This is a genomic window from Egibacteraceae bacterium, assembly GCA_040905805.1.
Lineage (GTDB): Bacteria > Actinomycetota > Nitriliruptoria > Euzebyales > Egibacteraceae > DATLGH01.
In genome coordinates this window covers 4,697-22,855 of record JBBDQS010000075.1, presented here as the reverse complement: position 1 = coordinate 22,855, position 18,159 = coordinate 4,697, and the positions used below count along the sequence as shown (strand labels likewise).

At 71.5% G+C, this 18,159-nt stretch carries 15 protein-coding genes and 1 tRNA gene; 10 read left to right on the top strand and 6 right to left on the bottom strand.

Annotated features, from left to right (window positions below; translation table 11 throughout):
* Positions 1–2 precede the first annotated feature (2 nt).
* Both WD250_08300 and WD250_08295 read left to right on the top strand, forming a co-directional pair.
* The gene (locus WD250_08300) at positions 3–545 is read left to right on the top strand and encodes an NUDIX domain-containing protein (GenBank protein ID MEX2620206.1); all 543 of its coding nucleotides are present in this window, start codon (positions 3–5) and stop codon (positions 543–545) included.
* A complete protein-coding gene (locus WD250_08295; protein MEX2620205.1) occupies positions 542–1,015 on the top strand; it encodes a hypothetical protein in 474 nt (157 codons plus the stop codon). Before WD250_08300 ends, WD250_08295 begins: the two co-directional genes overlap by 4 nt.
* Before the next feature lie 1,241 nt (positions 1,016–2,256).
* Here the strand turns inward: WD250_08295 and WD250_08290 are convergent.
* A complete protein-coding gene (locus WD250_08290; protein ID MEX2620204.1) occupies positions 2,257–2,943 on the bottom strand; it encodes a hypothetical protein in 687 nt (228 codons plus the stop codon).
* A 313-nt stretch (positions 2,944–3,256) separates the two neighbouring features.
* Positions 3,257–3,341 (bottom strand) — tRNA-Leu (locus WD250_08285).
* A 155-nt stretch (positions 3,342–3,496) separates the two neighbouring features.
* On the opposite strand from WD250_08285, the gene WD250_08280 reads away from it, so the two are divergent.
* From WD250_08280 to pknB, 6 genes are read left to right on the top strand one after another with little or no spacing between them, the layout of a single operon-like run.
* Complete coding sequence (locus WD250_08280) at positions 3,497–4,219, top strand: DUF3662 and FHA domain-containing protein (GenBank protein MEX2620203.1); 723 nt, start codon at positions 3,497–3,499, stop codon at positions 4,217–4,219.
* 5 nt (positions 4,220–4,224) lie between these two features.
* Positions 4,225–4,749 carry an FHA domain-containing protein gene (locus WD250_08275; GenBank protein ID MEX2620202.1) on the top strand — a complete coding sequence of 175 codons (525 nt, stop codon included), beginning with the start codon at positions 4,225–4,227 and terminating at the stop codon, positions 4,747–4,749.
* Between the two features lie 49 nt (positions 4,750–4,798).
* Positions 4,799–6,169 (top strand): Stp1/IreP family PP2C-type Ser/Thr phosphatase, encoded by a 1,371-nt coding sequence (locus WD250_08270; GenBank protein MEX2620201.1) that lies wholly within the window; start codon positions 4,799–4,801, stop codon positions 6,167–6,169.
* Positions 6,166–7,530, top strand: a complete 1,365-nt coding sequence (locus tag WD250_08265; protein ID MEX2620200.1) for an FtsW/RodA/SpoVE family cell cycle protein — start codon at positions 6,166–6,168, stop codon at positions 7,528–7,530. The genes WD250_08270 and WD250_08265 overlap by 4 nt, the downstream gene beginning before the upstream one ends.
* The gene (locus tag WD250_08260; GenBank protein ID MEX2620199.1) at positions 7,527–9,047 is read left to right on the top strand and encodes a penicillin-binding protein 2; all 1,521 of its coding nucleotides are present in this window, start codon (positions 7,527–7,529) and stop codon (positions 9,045–9,047) included. The genes WD250_08265 and WD250_08260 overlap by 4 nt, the downstream gene beginning before the upstream one ends.
* 4 nt (positions 9,048–9,051) lie before the next feature.
* Positions 9,052–10,893 carry a Stk1 family PASTA domain-containing Ser/Thr kinase gene (gene pknB, locus WD250_08255; GenBank protein ID MEX2620198.1) on the top strand — a complete coding sequence of 614 codons (1,842 nt, stop codon included), beginning with the start codon at positions 9,052–9,054 and terminating at the stop codon, positions 10,891–10,893.
* 23 nt (positions 10,894–10,916) lie between these two features.
* Here the strand turns inward: pknB and WD250_08250 are convergent, their stop codons facing one another.
* From WD250_08250 to WD250_08240, 3 genes are read right to left on the bottom strand one after another with little or no spacing between them, the layout of a single operon-like run.
* The gene (locus WD250_08250) at positions 10,917–11,945 is read right to left on the bottom strand and encodes an FAD-dependent oxidoreductase (GenBank protein ID MEX2620197.1); all 1,029 of its coding nucleotides are present in this window, start codon (positions 11,943–11,945) and stop codon (positions 10,917–10,919) included.
* Complete coding sequence (locus WD250_08245; GenBank protein MEX2620196.1) at positions 11,942–13,882, bottom strand: cation:proton antiporter; 1,941 nt, start codon at positions 13,880–13,882, stop codon at positions 11,942–11,944. The genes WD250_08250 and WD250_08245 overlap by 4 nt, the downstream gene beginning before the upstream one ends.
* A 38-nt stretch (positions 13,883–13,920) precedes the next feature.
* Positions 13,921–14,520, bottom strand: coding sequence for an aminodeoxychorismate/anthranilate synthase component II (locus tag WD250_08240; protein MEX2620195.1), 600 nt, complete (start codon positions 14,518–14,520; stop codon positions 13,921–13,923).
* 300 nt (positions 14,521–14,820) lie between these two features.
* Between WD250_08240 and WD250_08235 the strand changes: the two genes are divergently transcribed.
* A complete protein-coding gene (locus tag WD250_08235; protein MEX2620194.1) occupies positions 14,821–16,113 on the top strand; it encodes a hypothetical protein in 1,293 nt (430 codons plus the stop codon).
* Positions 16,114–16,131: 18 nt separating this feature from the next.
* Here WD250_08235 and WD250_08230 read toward each other — a convergent pair whose 3' ends face one another.
* On the bottom strand, positions 16,132–17,796 hold the full coding sequence (locus WD250_08230; protein ID MEX2620193.1) for a long-chain fatty acid--CoA ligase: 1,665 nt from the start codon (positions 17,794–17,796) through the stop codon (positions 16,132–16,134).
* A gap of 40 nt (positions 17,797–17,836) precedes the next feature.
* Here WD250_08230 and WD250_08225 point away from each other — a divergent pair.
* On the top strand, positions 17,837–18,159 hold a 323-nt coding region (locus tag WD250_08225; protein ID MEX2620192.1), incomplete at its 3' end, for a hypothetical protein.

Below are 18,159 nucleotides of genomic sequence, written 5' to 3'. Positions count from 1 at the left end.
CAGTGCCTGCACCGGCCGCCGATACGCTGATCGACCGAGTTGACGAGCAGGACCGCCCCGCTGGGCTCGTCCGCCGCGGCGAGGTGTTCGAGCAGCGTGCGAACTTCCGGGTGGTGCATGTCTTGCTGTTCGACCCCTCCGGGGACCTGCTCGTGCAGCAGGTGAGCAGGAAGCGTGATCGGCATCCGCTGCGATGGGGCTCGTCGGTGGCGGGGTACCTGCACGCCGGTGAGGCATACGACGAGGCAGCCGCACGGCGAACGTTCGAGGAGCTCAACATCCGGCCCGGGCTGCAGAGGGTGGGGCGCACGACGATGGAGGATGACGGCTCCACGAAGTTCATCGGCGTCTATGCCGCCGAGGTGGACCGAGATGCTCCGTCTATCCGCGAGCCTGAGCACATCGCCGACATCGCATTCCTGCCGATCGATCGATTGCACGGCCAGCTGGCCCAGGAGCCGGATAGGTTCACCCCGACGTTCCGTCACGTCCTGCACTTCTGGGAGACACGCGGCTCACCGGCCCCGGATGACCCATCGCCATGACCGATGAGCGGGATTGGGAGCCAGGCGCACTCCTCGACATCTACAAGGTTGCCGTCGACGAGTACCGCTTCCAGGTGTCGCTGAACTGGAGTCGCACCCAGTACCTGTTCGTGCTGACCGCCGGCATCCTCGCGGTCGGTACTGGATTGCTGAACGTGGGCTCGGACGCGCAGCCCTGGCTCGTAGGGGCCATCTTCTTGCTCGGCTTGTGCACTGCAGTCCACGCCATCGCGGTCACCGCGAGCCAACACTCCTACTACCGGGCTACCCGAAACCGGATGAGGGAGGTGGGCTCCAGCATCGGTCTGCCCGCCCGGTACCTTCTGGCGACCACTCCCGGAATGAAGGGCGAAGAGGCAAAGCGGAAGGGCGTCAAGAAGCTTGGCAGTGTGACATGGATGCACTACCTGCTGTTCGGGCTGCTCGCGCTGCTTCACAGCCTCGCCGCTGCCTATGTCTTCTTCGGCTGACCAGCGGCCATGCGCGAGGCCTGGTGAAGCAGTCGTTCTGACGAAACGTTGTCGAAAGTACAACCAAGTGGGCCTGAGGCGACACCTCTCAAACACGGCCTGGAAGGGTGGCGTCCCAGAGGCCAGAACGAAGCGGGACTGAATGCGGGCATGGTCGATAGACTGTCGATATGCCTCACCCAACGGTGGCTGAGCCCTCGGCAGAAGAGGTCCGTCGATGGCTTCTTGAGGACTGGGAAGGTCTTTTGCGGCCGAGCGCCGTAGAGCCGCGTCGCTCCCAGGACGCTGACGGCCGGGACGCCTGGTTTTTCGTCCTTACCCTGCCCAACCCCGAAGGCGAGGACGAAACCTGGAACCCCGATGACCTCGCTGACCTTCGACGCGCTGTGCGGGACAAAGCCCTGGAGGTCGGGCTGAGCTACCCCTGGTACGTCGTTCCTCGGACCGAGCACGACGAGCCAGTAGAGGACGAGCGCGATCTTCCCGACGATAGCGCCTGAGCGTTGCAGCGCCCGATCCAGCCCCGCTGGCTGCTACGCCTCGCAACGGAGTTGGCTGGTCACGGGCGGGGTCAACCCCGCAACACGAATCTTCGTCGAGCCACCTCCACCGCTTACTACGCGCTCTTCCACCAGCTGGCGCTCGCAGTCGTCCGACACTCCTTGCCGGGCGGCAGTGAGGAGGAGATCCTCGCGGCCGCACGTTACGTGTCGCACGCCTCGGTCAAGCAGGTATGTGACTGGGTCGCGGGGGACGCCGCCGCAGCATCTCGTTGGCATCGTTGACCGCCTTCGAGTCAATGACGACCTCACGGCGGTGGCGACCGCCTTCGTGGACCTTCAGGAACAACGAGAGCGCGCCGACTACGATCACTTGGCGGACTTCACGCGTCCCGGCACGCACGCTCGCGTCGCTCAGGCACGAAAGGCGGCCAGCCTACTCCGCACGCACCAGGACCACGACGACATCAAAGCCTTCTTGGGACTGGTTCTACTCCGCACGCGGGTGTAGGCAAAGCCAACCGCCGCACGCATCCGGCGGATCCGGTCGAATCCGCAGCGGGCCATGTTGTTGAAAGTACAACGAAGTGGGCCTGAGGCGACACCTCTCCAACCTCGCCTGGGACGACGCCGGCGTGCCGGAGACTCCATTGGCTCCGGACCCTCGGCGCCGCAAGACGTGACGTGGCGGACCGCCGCGGCGAGTGGATCGGGTGGGAGCAGCGATGGTTGGCCGGAGCGTCAGGCGCCTTGCTCTCCTGAGACGTCGTCCGCGGCGCCATCGATGACCCGGTGCAACTCGGCGGGCGCGGTGGCCGGATCGTCCTTGATGACGTCTCGGATGAGCGCCTTGACCTGCACCCGCCGCCAGCGCGCCCGTCCCTCGGCGATGCGTTCTGCGGCATTGGGCTGTGCATCGACCGCGAGATCACGGATGGCGAAGTCGATGACGTCCTCGAGCGATGGTCGAAGGCGGCGCCCTCCAACCGGTAGGTGCAACTCCTGGACCTTGGGAGGCTTCCTGGTGCCCGTGAACGCATGGAGCCAGCCGAGCGCCGATGACTCGGCGTGCAGTTGAACATGCGCCGGCGCCCAGCTGTGATCTCGCACGTAGTCGAACCGAATCAGGGGCTCCCGCAAGTGCGGCATCTTGAGGGCGAACTCGGACTGCTCGATGGCAAGGTACCGGCCGGCGAAGTCCCATGTGCAGAGAAACTCGACCAGCAGCTCCAGCCGATGGTCCCCAGCCACGGACAGGGCTATGGTGACCGTCTCGCCACGGTCGTCAAACGGTGCGACCACGACCCGGTCATTCCTGGCCAGTGCGCGGATGGGCGGGTTCTCACTGACCGTACGAGCGAGGAGGTCTGCGATCTCGTCGGCGAACCGCTGCGCCTCGTCAGCAAGGGCGGGGTCAACGCTCGACATCGTCGCCGAGAAGGAACTCGACGGCCCGAATGTCTTTCCACAGCCAGAACTCGTCTGGGTCCAACATCCCCGCGTCTGCTCCGGCCTGAAGCTCCTCCCGGTTCATCCTGGCACGCTCCAAAAGCTCTGCACGGCGAGCCCAGAGCTCCTCCTTCGACGGTTCGCGCACTCGGGACAAGGACATCGGCCCACCTCCTGAACGGACTCCTGCAAGGATAGTCCCATGGTGCACGGAGGGTGAGACAAGCTGGTCCCACGGCCGGGGTGGCGGCCTTCACCAACCTGTCGACATGTTGTTGAAAGTACAACGAAGTGGGCGAGGGGGGACTTGAACCCCCACTTCCCGAAGGAAACAGACACCTGAAGCCTGCGCGTCTACCGAATTCCGCCACTCGCCCGAGCGGCATCGCGGTGGGTGGGCACCCGCGTGCGAAGGGAAAGGGTAGCAGCACTCCGGGGCGGCTGATGCGCAGGGCCCGGCGCGGCCCGGATCCCCGGGCGGGAGGCCTGAGCAGCCCCACGGGGCTGGGCGCTCTAGACTCCAGCACCAGGCATGGGCATTCTGCGCGACTTCGAAAACCGCCTCGAGGGGGCCGTCGAGGGTTTCTTCGCGCGCGCTTTTCGTTCGGGGTTGCAGCCGGTGGAGCTGGCGAAGGCCATCCAGCGCTACGCGGGCAACTACCAGCAGGTCGGCGTGTCCGGGGTGATCGTGCCGAACGTGTTCCGGTTCCAGCTCTCCACCGACGACCTGGCACGCTTCCAGGGCTTCTCCGAGTCGCTCGAACGCGAGCTCGGTGACGTGCTGCGCCGCACCGCCGGGGAGCGCGGATGGCGCCTGGAGGGACCACCGCAGATCGAGTTCGTCGCCGGGGAGAACGTGCGCGTGGGCACCTACGAGCTGCGCGGCAAGGTCGAGGCGGGCGCAGAGGCGGAACCGCTTTCCCCCGCCACCCGCTCGCCCGGGGCGACCAGCGTCCTGCCCGCCGTCGGCAGGGCTCCCGGCGCGCGGCTGGTCGGCGACGACGGCGCCCACCACCGTCTGCGGCCGGACGCGACGGTCGGACGGCTGCCGAGCTGCGACATCCCCCTCGACGACCCGTCGGTGTCGCGCCGCCACGCCCGCATCGCCCAGGCCGACGGGACGTGGACGGTGGAGGATCTCGGGTCCACCAACGGGCTGCAGGTCAACGGTCGCACCGTGCGGCACGCGCAGCTGCGTGACGGCGATCGCCTGGAGTTCGGCAGCGTGTCCCTCACCTTCGCCCTAGAGGCATAGCGCCCGTGGCCCCGATCGTGCTGACGCTCCTGCAGGTGGCCTTCCTGCTCCTGCTCTACCTCTTCGTGTGGTTCACCGTGCGGGCCATCTGGCGGGACCTGCGCACCGGCCCGGCCCGTGCGCCCGTGCGGCAGGGGCCGGCGCCCGCGCGGGCGCCGACCCAGCCGCCCCCGCCGAGGCCCGCACCGCGGCCCGGACCCCCACCGAGGCCCCAGCCCAAGGCCAAGGATCGCGGCCCACCCCAGGAGCTGGTCGTGCACGCCGCAGGCGGGCCGCCGCGGGTCCTGCGCCTCGGCGAGGGCGAGGTGACCTTCGGCCGCAGCGACCAGTCCAGCGTGCCCATCCGCGGGGACTCCTACGTCAGCGAGCGGCACGCCCGGGTCTACCGTGACGGCGAGCGGTGGATGGTCGCCGACCTCGGTTCGACCAACGGCACCTACCTCAACAAGGCCAGGGTGAGCACCCCGGTCCCGATTGGTCCGGGCGACCAGCTCGCCATCGGCGAGACTGTCGTGGAGGTGCGCAAATGACCCATGAAGCGGCCCAGCCGCACGACACGGACGAGGCCAGGAGACGGGCATGAAGGTGCGGGCGTACGCCGGCTCGGACGTGGGCCAGGTGCGGCAGGGCAACGAAGACAACCTCTTCGCCGGCGACTCCGTGTTCGCCGTCGCGGATGGGATGGGGGGCCACGTCGCGGGCGAGATCGCCAGCGAGACCGCCCTGGAACCGATCCGCGAGCTCGACGAGATCGCCTTCCGCAGCGAGAAGGCCGCGCGCCAGGCCCTGGCCGACGCGATCACGTCGGCCAACAAGGCGGTCGTCGAGAAGGCCGAGGCCGACCCCGCCTTCCGGGGCATGGGCACCACGCTGACGGTGGCGTTGCTGCGTGAGGCCAAGCTGCACGTGGCCCACGTCGGCGACAGTCGCGCCTACCTGCTGCGCGACAGCGGGGGGCTCACCCAGCTCACGACCGACCACACCCTGGTCGAGCAGCTCATCCGCGAGGGACGCCTGTCGCGCGCCGACGCGGGCACCCACCCCCAGCGCAGCGTCATCACCCGCGCCATCGGCATCGAGACCACCGTCGAGATCGACGCCCTGCCCCCGCTGGCCCTCCAGGCCGGCGACCAGGTGCTGCTGTGCTCCGACGGTCTCACCGGTCCGGTCCCCGACGACCAGATCACCGAGCTGCTGACCACCATCCCCGACGGCGACGCCGCCTGCCAGGCGCTGATCGATGCGGCCAACGCCGCCGGCGGACCCGACAACATCACGCTGGTGATCCTGCGGGTCCAGGGCGAGGGGGACGAGGCCCCGCCGGTGCCCCCGGTGCCCGCCGCCAGGGTGTCCTCCGAGGACACGACCGAGGAGATGGTCGGCGTGCCGTCGTCGGCCCCCGACCCGGTCGACAGGACGGCGGAGGCGGAGGGCGGCGTCACCCAGATCCGCACCCGCCAGGAGAGCGGTCGGGACTGGGCCACCTCGATGCGCGACTACGGCGCAAGCCAGGGAGCCCCGGAGCGCGCCGTCCGCGGCTCGCGCGACCGCCGCGGCATGCGGTTGGCCACCGGCCTGATCGGCCTGACGGTGATCGCCATCCTGGTGGTGGGCGGCGCCTATGTCCTGCTGTCGCGGGCATGGTTCGTCGGCGACGAGGACGGCGCCGTGGCGGTCTTTCGGGGGGTGCCCTCGGAGGTGGCCGGGCTCAGCCTGGCGCGCACCACCGAGACGACCGACATCGTGGTGGCCGAGCTGCCCCCGCGGCGCGCCGAACGGGTTCGCCAGGGCGTGACGTTCGGCTCGGAGTCCGAGGCGCTCGACTTCGTCGACCTGCTCCGGGACGAGGTGGTCGAGGAGGACGGCCCGGATCCCGACGCGGCCGACCCCGACGCGGCCGACGCGCCCGACCCCAACGCGCCCGACGGCGGCGTCGACCCGCCCACGTGAGCGTCGACACCCGCGGCGCCACGCCCGACGCGGCCATCCGGCGGCGGGCGAACACCGAGCTGGGCCTGCTGGTGCTGGCGTTCCTCATCATCATGCTGGCCTACGTGCTGCTCGGCCTGAGCCAGTCCCCCGCCCTGCCCCCCGACGCGTTGCCCTACGGCGGCGCCCTGATGGCGCTCGGCGCTGCGGCCCACCTGGTCAGGCGCCGTCTCGCGCCCGGCGCCGACCCCCTGCTGCTGCCCCTGGCCTTCCTGCTGAACGGGCTCGGCCTGGTGATGGTGCGCCGCATCGACTTCGCGAGTGCGACCGGGGGGAACCCCACCAACCTGGCGCCGGCCCAGACCGCGTGGACGGTGGTGGCGGTGGGGGCGTTCTGCGCCACCCTGTTCCTGCTGCGCGACCACCGGGTGCTCGACCGCTACCGCTACCTGATCGGCGCCGGCTCCCTGGTGCTGCTGGCCCTGCCGACCCTCCTGCCCGAGCCGATCGGGCGCACGATCAACGGGGCCACGCTCTGGCTCAACATCGGCCCCCTGAACATCCAGCCCGCCGAGTTCACCAAGCTCGGGCTCGTGGTCTTCTTCGCCAGCTACCTGGCCGACAACCGCCAGGTGATGTCGGTGGCGACCAGCCGGGTCGGGCCGCTGCGGCTGCCTCCCGCCCGGGCGTTCGGGCCGGTGCTGGTCGCCTGGGCGCTGTCGCTCGGGGTCCTGGTGTTCCAGAACGACCTGGGCCTGTCCCTGCTGTTCTTCGGGGTCTTCGTGGTGCTGCTGTACATCGCCACGAACCGGGTCGCCTACGTCGCCATCGCCGGCGCGCTGTTCGCCGGCGGCGCGGGGATCGCCTTCACGCTGTTCTCCCACGTGCAGCGGCGCATCGGGGCGTGGCTGGACCCCTGGGCGGTCTACGAGGCGGAGGGTTTCCAGATCGCCCAGTCGCTGTTCGCCCTCGGCACCGGCGGCATCACCGGGGTCGGCCTCGGCCAGGGTCACCCGACGTTCATCCCGTTCGTGCAGACCGACTTCATCTTCTCCGCCTTCGGTGAGGAGCTCGGCCTGCTCGGCACGACCGGGTTGCTGCTGTGCTACCTGGTGTTCGTGGGCCGCGGCTTCACGATCGCCCTGCGCAGCCGCGACGACTTCTCGACGCTGCTGGCCGCCGGCTTCACGGGCATCTTCGCGCTGCAGACCTTCGTCATCATCGGCGGGGTGACGCGCCTCATCCCGCTGTCGGGACTGACCCTGCCGTTCATGAGCTACGGCGGGTCCTCGCTGCTGGCCAACTACATCCTGGTGGCGCTGCTGCTGCGGGCCAGCTCCACGGCCGCCCTGGAGCAGTCGCGCGCGGAGGCGGCCGCATGATCGGCTCGCTGCGGCGTGTCGCCGTCACGGTCTTCGTGCTGTTCGCCGCGCTGTTCGTCAACCTGAACTACCTGCAGGTGATCCGCGCCGCGGACCTGGCGGAGGACAACCGCAACACCCGTGGGCTGATCGCCGAGTACGACGTGCGGCGGGGCTCCATCATCGCCGGCGACGGCCGGACCGAGCTGGCCCGGGTCGAGGACACCGACGGGACGCTTCGCTTCCAGCGCGTCTACGACCACGGTGAGCTGTACGCGCACGTCACCGGGCACCATTCGTTCATCTTCGGGCGCAGCCAGGTGGAGCAGGCCTACAACGAGTTCCTCACGGGCAGCGGGGCCGAGGTCTTCGGCCGCAACCTCACCGACCTGCTCGCCGGCCGGGAGACCGTCGGCGAGGACGTCGTCACCACGGTGCGCCCGAGCGTGCAGACCGCCGCCCGTGACGCCCTCGGCGCCCAGCGCGGCGCCGTGGTCGCCCTGCACCCCCAGACCGGCGCCATCCTCGCGATGTGGTCCAACCCCACCTACGACCCCAACCTGATGGCCGCGCACGAGCCCGCAGCCGTGCGCGAGTACGCCGAGGCGCTGCAGGCCGCCGAGGACGAACCGCTGCGCAACCGGGCCATGGCCGCCCGCTACAACCCGGGGTCGACGTTCAAGATCGTGACCGCCGCCGCGGCGCTGGCCGCAGGCAGCACCGCCGACAGCACGTTCCCCAACCCCGCGGAGCTCACGCTCCCGCAGACGACCGCCACCATCGGCAACTTCGGCGGCGGCCCGTGCCGTGGCGGCAACCCCATCTCGCTGCGCCAAGCGCTCATCGTGTCCTGCAACACCACCTTCGCCCAGCTGGGCCTTGACGTGGGGGCCGAGGCGCTGGTCGCCCAGGCCGAGCGCTTCGGATTGAACACCGACCTCGAGCTGGAGCTGTCGACGGTCCCGAGCGTGCTGCCCGCGGAGAACCTGGACCCGCCCGCGACCGCCCAGAGCGCCATCGGCCAGCGCGACGTCCAGGTCACCCCGCTGCAGATGGCGATGATCGCGGGGGCGGTCGGCAACGGCGGGATGCTGATGACCCCCCGCATCGTCGAGCGGGTGGAGGACTTCGCCACCGGCGAGACGGTGCAGGAGTTCCCCCCGTCGGCGTTCGTCCCGCCGGGCCAGCCCGACGCGCGGGCGGTGTCCGCCGAGCACGCCGCGGCCCTGCGCGACATGATGGTTGGGGTAGTGTCGTCGGGGACGGGCACCGCAGCCGCGATCCCCGGCGTGGCCGTGGCCGGCAAGACCGGCACAGCCGAGGCCGAGGGCGCACCGACCGTGTGGTTCGTCGGTCTGGCGCCCGCGGAGGACCCGCAGGTGGCCGTGGCGGTCGTGGTCGAGGAGGGCGGCACCGTCGGCATCGGCGCCACCGGCGGTGGGGTCGCGGCCCCGATCGCCCAGGCGGTCATGGAGGCCGCACTCGGCGACGATCCGACCGACCCCGGCACACCCGAACCTTCCGAGCCGGAGGGCTAACGAGATGAACGACGAGACGACCCCCTTGACGGGCGGCAACCGCCGCACGATCAACGGGCGTTACGTGCTGCGCGGGTTGCTCGGCCAGGGCGGGATGGCCGACGTGGAGCTGGCGCACGACGAGATCCTCGATCGCGAGGTCGCCGTCAAGATCCTGCACAGCCGATACACCGACGACCCGTCGTTCGTCGACCGCTTCCGCCGTGAGGCGCGCGCCTCGGCCAGCATGAGCCACCCCAACGTCGTCGGGGTGTACGACACCGGCGCGGACGACGGCCGGCCCTACATCGTCATGGAGTACGTGTCGGGGCAGAGCCTGCGCGAGGTGCTGCGCCGTGCGCGCCTGTCACCCGATCGCGCGGCCGAGATCGCCACCGACGCGGCCCGGGCGCTGCACTACGCCCACGAGCGCGGGCTGGTGCACCGCGACGTCAAGCCCGGCAACATCATGGTCGCCGAGGACGGGCGGGTGAAGGTCACCGACTTCGGCATCGCCCGGGCGATGAGCTCGGAGACCGTCACCCAGACCGCTGCGATACTCGGCACCGCCGCCTACGTCGCGCCGGAGCAGGCACAGGGCCAGCGGGTGGACCCGCGCACGGACGTGTACGCCCTTGGCTGCGTGCTCTTCGAGATGCTCACCGGCCAGCAGCCCTTCCAGGGCGACTCGGCCGTGGCGCTGGCGTACAAGCACGTCTCCGAGCCGCCGCTGCCGCCCTCCCAGCTCAACCCCCAGATCAGCCCCGAGCTGGAGGCGATCGTGCTGAAGGCCATGGCCAAGGACCCCGAGGACCGCTACCAGTCGGCCGAGGAGATGGTCGCCGACCTGCAGCGGGCGGTCGGCGGCGTGGCCGTCACCGCCCCGCTGGTGGGCACCGCCGCCTTCCCCGCCACCCAGGCCCTGCCCCGGGTCGACCAGACCGCGGTCGCCGCCCCCCGGTACGAGGAGGAGCGGTGGGTCGAGGAGCCGCCGCCGGAGCGCCGGCGCAACCCCGCCGGTGCCATCCTGCTGGCGCTCGTGGTGCTCGGCGCGCTCGGCGTGGCCGCCTTCCTGATCGCCGACGTCCTGCGCACCGAGCCCGTGGTGGAGGTCGCCGTGCCCGACGTGGTGGGCCAGGACGTGCAGACTGCCCAGACCGCGCTGCGCGCCGAGGGGCTCGAACCGGTGCTGGAACCCGTCGAGGACCCCGAGGTCCCCGAGAACACCGTCATCTCCACGGACCCCCCTGCCGACACCATGGTCGAGGAGGGCGCCAGCGTCCGGGTCACGTTCAGCGAAGGCCCGCCGTTGGAGACGGTGCCCTCGCTGACCGGGGTGCCAGAGACCGAGGCACGCAACCGCCTCACCGATGCCGACTTCCTGATCGGCGACCGCTCCACGGAGACCAGCAGCGAGCTCGAGGCCGGGCTGATCATCCGCACCGACCCGGCGGGGGGCGACAGCGTGCCCGTCGGCACCGAGGTCGCGCTGGTGGTCTCCGAAGGCCCGCCCCCGCTGTCGCTGCCGCGCGTCGTCGACCTCACCCAGGACGACGCCGTGACCGAGCTGACCGCGTTCTGCGGCAACCCCCCCTGCGTGGAGGTGGCGGTCGAGGAGGCGTTCAGCGAGCGCTTCCAGGAGGGGCGGGTGATCTCCCAGAACCCCGGTCCAGGCGGCGAGGTCCCGCGCGGCGCCACCGTCACCATCGTCGTGTCGCTCGGGCCCGAGCCGGAGCCGAGCCCCTCGCCGAGCCCCCCGCCGAGCCCCTCACCCTCGCCCCCGCCAAGCCCGTCGCCCTCGCCCGCGCCCTCGCCGACGGCGGACCCCACCAGCAACAGCAGTGGCGGGATCCTGCCGGGGACCTGACCCTGACCGCAGGCCGGTGGGGGTCAGGACCCCAGGGTGGCGACGAGGCCGTCCGCGGCAGCCAGGCCCGACATGGCGGCGCCCTCCACCGTGGGGCCGACCAGCACCCCCACGAACGCGTCGCCGGCCAGCACGACCCGGTCGTCGGTGCCGGGCACGGCCAGGCAGGTCTCGTCCAGCTGGGCCGCGGGGCGGGCGTGGCGCCACCGGTTGACGTGGGTCGCCACGGGGGCGGCCGTCCCGAACCAGCCGCGCACCTGCCCGAGCAGCGCGTCGGTGATCGCCTCGTCGCTGTCCTCGACGTGCGCGGCGCTCCACTCCGGTGACGCGTGCACCGTGATGGCCGCCCGCTCGGACGCGCCCTTGACCTGGTTGTCGGCCAGCCAGGACACCGCACCCCCGGAGAACTGCGCCCCGCCGGGGTTGGGCACCGCCGCGCGCCCGTCGAGCGCCACGAGCAGCTCCACGCATGGACCGTAGGTGATGGTCCGCGCCCGCTCGGGGACCGACAGCCCGCCGGCGTCGAGCAGCGCCAGGGCCAGCGGCAGCGGCGGTGTCACGATCACCGCGTCCGCCTCGGTCACCTGCCCGTCCTCGGCTTCGACCGTGACCTTCGGCCCGGGCCGGCCGATGCGCCGCACCCGGGTGCCGGTGCGCACGTCGAGCCCCTCGGCGAGGTGGGCGACCAGCCGGGCGAGCCCGCCATCGACCGAGTAGCGGGGGCTGAGGTCGTCGACGAACGCCGCCGCCGCCGGGCCCGCGTCGGCGCGCTGGCCCTGCACCCAGCCGGGCGACCAGACCCGGATGGGCACGCGCGCGTAGCGCCACGCCGCGAGCAGGCCGACGAACGGCGCCCGCCGGGCGGTGAAGAACTGCGCGCCGGAGTCGGCGCTCGCCTCCCCGATCGGGCGGGTGCGGACCCGCCCGCCCGGACCGTCGCCCTCGTCGAGCAGCGTGACTGCGATCCCGGCGTCGGTCAGCCGCCGGGCGGCGACCAGCCCGCTCATCCCGGCACCGACGACCAGCGCGTGCGTGCGGTCGCCGGCGCTCACAGGCGCTGCACCGTGGCCACGAGGGTGCGTCCGGGCAGCGCACGCGCCAACCGGGAGGCGTTCTGGCCCAGGCCGGCCCGCGTGGGGGGGGTTCCGATGATCACGACATCTCCTTCTTCGGTGTGCGAACGCAGGGCGATGGTCGGCTTGCGCTCGTCACAGACGATCTCGGTCTTGCGGACGTTGGCGGCGAGCTCTGTCAGGCGGGCATCGTCGGTCTCGGCGACCACCTTCAAGGGCACGTCGGCCTGGCGCGCCATGCGCACCGCCACCTCGACGGCCAGCTCCATGCCGAGGGCCCCGGCCGGGGCGAGGTCGCCGACGCTCAGCGACAGCACGACGCGCCGGAGCTCCTCGTCGGTCCCGGGCCGGCAGACCAGGACCGGGACCGGGGAGCGCGCCAGGACGGCATCGATCACCCCTCCGAAGAAGTTCTCCCGGGCGTTGGCGTACCCCTTCCAGCCGAGCAGCACGCAGGTGGCGCCGCCCTCGACGACGGTGTGCAGCACCCCCGCGGTGGGTGACGCGTCGATGCGCACGAGGGAGCGGGCCTCCGCGCCGTTGCGCAGCGCGACCTGCTCGGCCTCCGCGGTGACGGCCCGGTGCTCCTCGACCTGCTCGTGGCTGGCGTCGAAGCCCAGCACGTTCAACGCCACCACCGCCCCGGCGTCGGGACCGGCGATCAGCGCGGCGAGCTTGACCAGCGGGCCCGCGGTCCTGGGGTTGGCGACCGGCACGACGACGGCCTGCCCGAGCGCGCCCGGGCGCCGCTCGGGCCGCGTGACCCGTGGGGCCATCACGGCGGTCAGCTGCGTGGAGGCCAGGCACGTCAGCAGGATCACCAGCACCATGGCGTTCACGACCTCCTCGCCGACCAGCCCGATGTCCACGGCGACGATGACGGCCGCCAGCGCACCGGCGGCCTGCGCGCCCGACAACCCGGTCATGACCCCGAGCTCGGCACGGTCGAACCCGAGGGCTCGGGCCACGGGCCAGGCCGCCGCGAACTTGGCGACCAGGGCCGCCGCCGTGAGGCCGAGGGCGAGCAGCAGGGCCGTCGGGTCGGCGACGAGCAGGCCCGGGTCGACCAGCATGCCCGTGTAGAGCAGGAACAGGGGGATCAGCAGGCTGGACCCGAGGAACTGCAGGCGCTCCATCAGGATCGAGCCCTCGTGGACGAACCGGTTCAGCGCCAGGCCGGCGAGGAACGCCCCGACGATGCCCTCGATCCCCGCGAGGTCGGCCAGCGAGGACATCCCGAACAGGGCGACCAGGACGAACGTGAACCGCACGGTGCGGTCCTGGCCGAGGCCGGCGAAGAAGGCGCGGGTCACCCGGGGCAGCACCCACAGGGTCGCGAACAGGAAGAGCGCCAGGCTGCCGGTGAAGCGCAGCCAGAACACCGGCCCGATGTCGCCGACGTGGACAGCGGCGACGACCGCCAGGACGAGCAGGGCGGCCACCGTCGCGATCAGGGTCCCCCCGATCGTGGCGGTCACCGCCCGGTTCTTGACCAGGCCGAGACGCTGCACGATCGGAAACGCCACCAAGGTGTGGGAGGTCAGGGCCGAGGCCACCAGCAGCGCCGGGAGCAGGTCCAGGCCGAGCAGCAGCGCCGCACCGGTGTTGATGACCATCGGGACCACGAAGGTCGCGGTGCCGTACACCACCGAGTCGCGCCGGTGGACCTTGAAGCCCTCGAGGTCCAAGTCGATGCCGGCGAGGAAGAGCAGGTACAGCAGCCCGATGCCGCCCAGCACCTCGATCGGACCGGTCGCCTCCAGCAGCCCCAGCGCGTTGGGGCCCACCGCCAGCCCGGCCAGGATCAAGCCGATGATCCCGGGCAGGCGGACCCGCTCCGCGGCCAGCGGCGCGAGCAGGATGACCGCGAACACGACGACGAAGACGGCGGCGGGTTCGGTCAGCGGTAGCTGCACGCTCGCCTCCATGGGCGGGGCTCGGCGACGCCGAGCTCCTACCGCGCCGCCGCTGCCGGCAGGGGCAGTGCGCGCAGGAAGTTGGCCAGCAGGTCCATGCCCGCGGAGGTGAGGATCGACTCCGGGTGGAACTGCACGCCCTCCAGCGCGAGCGAGCGGTGGCGCAGGCCCATGATCAGCCCCTCCGCGGTCCGCGCCGTCACCTCCAGGACGGCGGGGACGCTCGCGGCCTCCACCACCAGCGAGTGGTAGCGGGTGGCGTCGAACGGCTGCGGCAGCCCCGTGAACACCCCCGCCCCGTCATGGTGGATGAGCGAGGTCTTGCCGTGGACGAGCTCGGGCGCCCGCACGATCCGGCCCCCGTAGACCTCGCCGATGCACTGGTGGCCGAGGCACACCCCGAGCAGGGGGATCGTGCCCGCGCACGCCCGCACGACGTCGTTGGACAGCCCGGCGTCCTTCGGCTCCCCCGGGCCCGGGGAGATCACCACCCCGTCGGGGGCGAGGTCGGCGAGCTCGGCGATGGTGAACGCATCGTTGCGCGCCACCTCCACGTCGGCCCCGAGCTCCCCGAGCTCCTGGACCAGGTTGTGCGTGAAGCTGTCGTAGTTGTCGACGATGAAGACGCGGGCGGGCATGGTCGCCATCCTATAGGCGCCCCGTGGGTAGCCTTGCCGCGATGCAGCCGCCCCCCACCGACGGCGACTCCGGCCGGAGCCCGGCCCAGCGCCTCCCACGCCAGCTCCGCCTGATCGACGTCTACGCGATCAGCACCGGCGCGATGTTCAGCTCGGGGTTCTTCCTCCTTCCCGGCCTGGCCAGCGCCGAGGCCGGCCCTGCCGTGGCTCTGGCCTACCTCCTGGCCGGGATCCTGATCATTCCGGCGATGCTGTCCGCCGCGGAGCTGTCCACCGCGATGCCCCGCGCCGGCGGCCCCTTTGGGGCTCAACATCCTCGGCGCCAAGAAGACCTCCAGCCTGCAGGTGGCGCTGGTGGCCGTGCTCCTCGCCGTCCTCGGGTACTTCGCCGTGCTCGACACCGCCGAGCTGCGCGCGGACCTGACGCCGGTCGCCACCGCCGCCGAGGTGCTGATGCCCGGGCGGATCGGCCTGTTCGCCGTGGTGGCCGCCGCGGTCGCGGCCTTCGCGTCGACCGGCAACGCCGGCATCCTGTCGGCGGCGCGCTACCCGCTGGCGATGTCGCGCGACCGTCTGGTGTGGGGGCGGCTGTCGCGGCTCGGCCGCCACGGCACGCCCACATCGGCGATCCTCGTCACCGGCACCACCATGGTGGTGTGCATCCTCCTGCTGGACGTGCGGGCGATCGCCGGTCTGGCCAGCGCCTTCATGCTGCTGATCTTCGGGCTCATGAACCTCGCGGTGATCGTCATGCGCGAGAGCCGGATCGCGGCCTACGACCCCGGATTCCGGTCCCCTGCGTACCCGTGGACCCAGCTGATGGGCATCGCCGTGACGCTCGTCCTCGTGCTCGAGATCGGGCTGCTCGCCGCGGTGTTCACCGGGGGGCTCACCGCCGCCTGTGTGGCCTGGTACGTCTTCTACGCCCGCCACCGGGTCACCCGCGACGGCGCGATCTACCACCTGTTCGCGCGACTGGGCCGCCGGCAGGACCCGGGGTTGGACCGGGAGCTGATGGAGATCCTCGCCGAGCAGGGCGTTCGCGGCGAGGACCGCTTCGAGGAGGTCGTCGCCCGCGCGTCGGTCGTGGAGCTTGCCCCCGGGGCGCGGTACGACGACGCCGTCAACGCGGCGGTGGAGCTGCTGGCGCAGCGTCTCGCCACCGACGCGGAGGCGCTGGCCGTCCGCTTCGCGGAGGACGTCCCGCCGGCGATGACCCCGGTGTCGGGAGGTGTGGGGCTGCCCTACATCCTGCTCGGCGGTGTGCCCCGGCCCGAGATGGTCATCGTGCGCTCCCAGAGCGGCGTGGTTCCCGAGGGCGACTCCGCCCCCGTGTTCGCGTTGTTCTTCATGGTCGGCGACCGCGCCCGCGCGGGCCGGGCCCTGCGCATCCTGGCGCAGCTCACCGCCCACGCCGACCAGGAGGCGTTCCTGCGCTCGTGGAACGTCGCCCGCGACGAGCAGGAGCTGAAGGAGGTCATGCTCGCCGACGAGCGCTTCCTGTCCTTGCAGGTGGGCGAGAACAGCGGCTCCGCGGAGGTCGCGGGCAAGGCCCTGCGCGATCTGGAGGAGCGCTACGAGGCCTCGCCCTGACCCCGCCGGCCGGCCCGATCAGCCGGCCGCTCGGGCGAGCTCCTCCTCGATGAGCTTGCGGCGCAGCACCTTGCCGACGATCGTCTCCGGCAGCTCGTCGCGGAACTCGTAGGCCTTGGGGACCTTGTAGGCGGCGAGCTTGCCCCGCACGAACGTGTCGATCTCCGACTCCTCGGCGCTCTGGCCCGGTTTCAGCACGATGTAGGCCTTGACGGTCTCGCCGCGGTAGGCATCGGGGATGCCCGCCACGACCGCCTTGGCGACCTTGGGGTGGGCGACCAGGACCTCCTCGATGTCGCGGGGGTACACGTTGTAGCCGCCCGCGATGATGATGTCCTTCTTGCGGTCGACGATGGCGAAGTAGCCGTCGTCGTCGACCTCGGCGACGTCACCGGTGAGGAACCAGCCGTCGCGCATGACCGCCGCCGTCTCCTCCGGGCGCTGCCAGTAGCCCTTCATGACCTGGGGCCCGGCGATGGCCAGCTCCCCGGGGCCGCCCGGCGCCGCCGGGCGGGTGGGGTCGTCGACGTCGACCAGCGTGCACACCGTGTCGGTGACCGGCAGGCCGATGCGCCCCCGCTTCGCCGTGCCGTAGATCGGGTTGGCGTGGGTGAGCGGGCCCGTCTCGGTCAGGCCGTAGCCCTCGCGCACCTTGCCGCCGGTCAGCTCCTCGAACTGCGCGGCGACCTCCACCGGCAACGGCGCCGCGCCCGACAGGCACGCCCGGATCGACGACAGGTCGTACGAGCCGACGTCGGGCGCGGTGTTCAGCGCGACGTAGATCGTCGGCAGGCCGGGGAACAGCGTCGGCTTGCGCTTGTCGATGGCCTTCAGGACCATGTCGAGCTCGAACCGGGGCAGCAGGGTGAGCGTCGCAGCGGACAGCACGCCGAAGGCGAGGCAGACCGTGAGCCCGTAGGCGTGGAAGAACGGGACCACGCACAGGATGTTCTCGCGACCGGCCTGGATGTCGGGCACCCACAAACGCGCCTGGAAGGCGTTGGCGACCAGGTTGAAGTGCGTGAGCATCACGCCCTTGCTCGTCCCGGTCGTGCCGCCGGTGTACAGCAGCATCGCGACATCGTCGCCCGGGTCGATGTCCGCCTGGACGACCGCGGGGCTGGAGCGCTCCACCAACTCGGTGAACCGGTGCACACCGGCCCCTGCGGGGACCTTGTAGTAGGTCCCGTCCTTCTTGCCTTTCACGGGGAACAGGCGGTTCTTCGGGAACGGCAACGCGTCCTGGATGCCGGTCGTGATGATGTGCTCGACGGTCGGCAGCCGACCCTCGAGCGCCTCCAGGCGCTGGTAGATCGGGTCGAGGCACACCACGACCTTGCAGCCCGCGTCGTTGAGCTGGTGCTCCAGCTCGGACTCGGTGTACAGCGGGTTGGTCTCGGCCACGACCGCGCCGAGGCGCAGGACGGCGAAGATCGCGACGACGTGCTGCGGACAGTTGGGCAGGATGATGCCGACGCGGTCGCCCTTCTCGACACCGAGCTCCCGCAGTGCGGTCGCGAACCGGTCGGCCTGGTCGAGCACCTCGCGGTAGGTCAGGGTGGCGCCCAGGAACTCCACCGCAACCGTCTGCGGGAAGTCCTGCGCGGCGTCGTCGAGCAGCCGGGTGAAGGGCACCAACGGGTAGTCGTAGGTGTCGGGGACATCGTCGGGGTAGGACTGCACCCAGGGTCGCGCGACCTCCGCGGGGTCGGGCAGGCCGGTCGTGGCCTTGGCTGTTGACGGCTTCGCCGGCGACGTCTTGGCGGCTGTCCCCGTCGCGGTCGACTCCGTGGCGGTGCCCTCTGTCGCGGCCGTCTCCTCGGCGGCCGACTTCGTGGCGGTGCTCTCCGTCGCGGCCGTCTCGGCGGCCGACTTCTTCGCGGTCGCCTTCTTCGCCGTCGACCGCTTCGCGCTCGACCCCTTGGCCGTGGACTTCTTCGCGGTCGACTTCCTGGCCGTGGACTTCCTGGCCGTGGACGTCTTCGCCCCCGACCCCTTGGCCGTGGACGTCTTGGCCCCCGACTTCCTGGCCGTGGACTTCTTCGC

What these genes read in the sequence shown, in the direction of transcription:
- pknB (MEX2620198.1), top strand. Translation starts at nt 9,052, where the DNA reads ATGAACGACGAGACGACCCCCTTGACGGGCGGCAACCGCCGCACGATC.
- WD250_08290 (MEX2620204.1), bottom strand. Translation starts at nt 2,943, where the DNA reads ATGTCGAGCGTTGACCCCGCCCTTGCTGACGAGGCGCAGCGGTTCGCC.
- WD250_08280 (MEX2620203.1), top strand. Translation starts at nt 3,497, where the DNA reads ATGGGCATTCTGCGCGACTTCGAAAACCGCCTCGAGGGGGCCGTCGAG.
- WD250_08260 (MEX2620199.1), top strand. Translation starts at nt 7,527, where the DNA reads ATGATCGGCTCGCTGCGGCGTGTCGCCGTCACGGTCTTCGTGCTGTTC.
- WD250_08295 (MEX2620205.1), top strand. Translation starts at nt 542, where the DNA reads ATGACCGATGAGCGGGATTGGGAGCCAGGCGCACTCCTCGACATCTAC.
- WD250_08270 (MEX2620201.1), top strand. Translation starts at nt 4,799, where the DNA reads ATGAAGGTGCGGGCGTACGCCGGCTCGGACGTGGGCCAGGTGCGGCAG.
- WD250_08240 (MEX2620195.1), bottom strand. Translation starts at nt 14,520, where the DNA reads ATGCCCGCCCGCGTCTTCATCGTCGACAACTACGACAGCTTCACGCAC.